The sequence below is a fragment of the Kitasatospora sp. NPDC004669 genome, assembly GCF_040609455.1.
Classification (GTDB): Bacteria; Actinomycetota; Actinomycetes; order Streptomycetales; family Streptomycetaceae; genus Kitasatospora.
The window spans coordinates 1-2,882 of record NZ_JBEXKB010000185.1; the positions used below are offsets into that span (position 1 = coordinate 1).

General features: G+C 73.2%; 1 protein-coding gene and 1 pseudogene. Both read right to left on the reverse strand.

From position 1 onward, the window contains the following. Positions 1-221, reverse strand: a pseudogene (locus ABZW30_RS46695) (ISAs1 family transposase); the annotation flags it as partial. A 471-nt stretch (positions 222-692) separates the two neighbouring features. Continuing rightward, a complete protein-coding gene (locus ABZW30_RS46700; protein WP_355677443.1) occupies positions 693-2,378 on the reverse strand; it encodes an Ig-like domain-containing protein in 1,686 nt (561 codons plus the stop codon). Between the last annotated feature and the right edge of the window lie 504 nt (positions 2,379-2,882).

Genomic DNA, 2,882 nt, shown 5'->3' on the forward strand with positions numbered 1-2,882 from the left:
TCGGGCACCCGCAGCTGGGTGACGGTTCGGCCGTCGCCGGTCACCGCGGCCAGCAGGTGGGCGGCGGGCGAGGTGCCGTGCCGGGAGCCCCGGGCTGCCTTGCCGTCCACGGCCACCGAGTCCGAGCCTGCGGGATCGGCGCCGGTCAGATCGGCCAGTCCACCGGGGCAGACCAGGCCGATGACCCGCCGTATCGTGGCGGCACTCGGTGCGACGCGCACACCCAGCGCGCCCACCACTCGAGCACCCAGGCGGGCGAGGGTGTGCTGCGGAGCGTTCGCGGACCACTGGCCGATGGCCGCGTAGAGCGCGCGCCGGCGACCACCGCCGAGGCGGCGACCAGCAGCACCGCCACGAACGGGTGACGCACCCCTCGGCGTCGACGCGGATCGGGCAGCAGCCGCAGCCGCTCCACCAGCGGCAATCCCGCTACACCGTCCAGAGCGGGCGACTTGATGAGGCAGACGGTGGCAGACTGGCGGCACATCTCCGGTGGTCCAGGGCGACTTGGGAAGGTCACCCCGTTCAACAGGAGCTTCGATGCCCTTCTTCTATGACTCCGGCCCTCGCCGTCTGCGAAGCAGTTGGAGCGGCGCCGAGCGACGTGAGGAGCCCGCGTCCGCTGCGTGGAGTGCGGCAGCGGGCGCGGGCACGACGGGTTTACCCGGGGGCGGGATGCCCGGCCGGGTGGGTTACAGGGTGCTGCACTGGCCGGTGCGGGCGGCGGTGACGGTGTTGGGGTGGCCGTCGTTGGTGGGGGGCGGGGTGTTGCCCGAGCAGACCAGGGAACCTCCGATGGTGTTGCCTTCGATCTCGGGGCGGTTGTCCTCGGGGAAGGGCCCGGTGCCGGTGTTGCCGGTGACCAGCAGGGTTCCGCCGATGTGGTTGCCGACGACCTCCAGACCGCCGGTGTTGTTGCTCAGCTGGACCGACGACTGGATCTGGTTGACGGCGCAGTGGTCGTCGCCGGGATCGCCGATGACGACGAACCTGCTTGCTCCACTGGCGGTGAGGGAGCCGGTGACGGTGGTGCCGCACACCCCGACCAGGGTGGAGCCGAAGGAGGTGACGCTGCCCTGGACGGTGGAGTTGCCGATGAACAGGGCGGTGCCCGCCCCGGCCGTGACGCTGCCGTGGACGGTGGCGTTGAGGACGCAGGTGCTCTCGCCGGTGGCGATGACGGTGGACACGGAGCCGGTGACGGTGCGCGCGCAGTTGACCGTCTGGGTGGCACTCTCCATGGCGGGCGCCGGGTAGGTGGCGTCGCCGCTGTACTGGGCGGTCAGGGTGTGGCTGCCGGGCAGCAGGTTCGACCAGGTCAGCTGGGCCTGGGCGCAGTGGTCGCCTCCGCCGGGGGACAGTGGGGCGATGCCCAGGGTGGCGCCGCCGTCGGTGAAGGTGACGGTGCCGGTCGGGACCGCGGTGGAGTTGGGGCAGACGGTGTCGGTGAGCGTGACCGGATGCCCGAAAAGCGACGGGGTCGGCGAGGCCGTCAACGTGGTCATCACGGCGGGCGGAGTGAGGTAGCTGATGGTGATGCCCGCGGCGGCGCTGGTCACCGTGGGGCCGGTGCCGCCGGCGGGGACCAGGGACGAGCCGCCGCCCCCGCCACCCCCGCCCCCGCTCGGACTAATAAAGGGGTTGATGTTGCCGCCGCCGCCTCCGCCGTAGTAGCCGGCGCCGCCTGCGCCACCGGTCAGGGAGGCGCCCGGGCCGCCGCCGGTGCCGCCGGCACCGAGCGTGCCGGGCCCACCGCCGAAAAACCCGCCGCCGCCGGTGCCGCCGGCCCCGCCGTGGGTGGACGTGCCCGCCCCGCCGCCGTCTCCTCCGTTGCAGGTCGCGTTCGCGCCCGGCTGGCCGGCATCTCCGCCCAGGCTTCCGGTGCACTGGCCGGCCCAGCCGGCTCCGCCGCCGCCCGCGGCCACGATGAGGCGGGAGTCGGTGGTGGTGAGGGGGGTGGTGCTGGGTTGGGTGCGGACGTCGGAGGCCCCGCCTCCGCCGCCGCCGAAGTGGGTGCTGCCGCCGCCGTTGAAGCCTCCGGTGCACTGCGCGCTACCGGGGCACGGGCTGCCGCCGGTGGCGGTGCCGCCGACTTCGACGTAGAGGGTCTGCCCGCCGGACAGCCCGGTGAGCGTGCCGGACACCTGGGCGCCCCGGCCGCCGCCGACGCCGTTGTCCTCCACGCCGCCGCCGGCGCCGGTCGCCGTGACGTCGACCTGGGTGACACCATTCGGGACGGTGAAGGTCTGCTCGGCGCCGGTGAAGGCGAACGTACAGGTGGTGGTGGGGCCGGACACCGTACAGGTGCCCTGCGCGTGGGCGGGCACGGACAGCGCCACCGGGGCGACGGCCGCGGCGCAGAACACGCCGACCGCCACGGCCAGCACCCGGCCCCGACGCCCGGCCGAACCGGCACGATGCCCGGCACCTGGACCGCGCCGACCAACGGCCCCCGGCAATGAGAACGTCACGATCAACTCCAGAAAACAGAAGAGGCCTCTCGGCGAGGGATCGCCTTCCGCCACTGTCGATCACGCAACCAGGGGCCACGGCCCCCATCGAACCGACACACCGCCAGTTCACACCAGCAGCCCCCAGGCCGGGCCTTCACCAGCACCCGAGCCCGACAGCACAATCACGGTCCCGAAGCAATCACCCGAATGCTCTCAAAACCCAGCGACATCCCTCGCTCGGAACACCGGGTGCCCTCACCGCCGAGTTGTCCACTGTCACTCAATCGAGCTCCTTGACAGCGATTCCCAGGACCTGCCCGCCTTCGCCACCCTCGCCCGGGGCTCCCGGCACGGCACCTCGCCCGCCGCCCACCTGCTGGCCGCGGTGACCGGCGACGGCCGAACCGTCACCCAGCTGCGGGTGCCCGA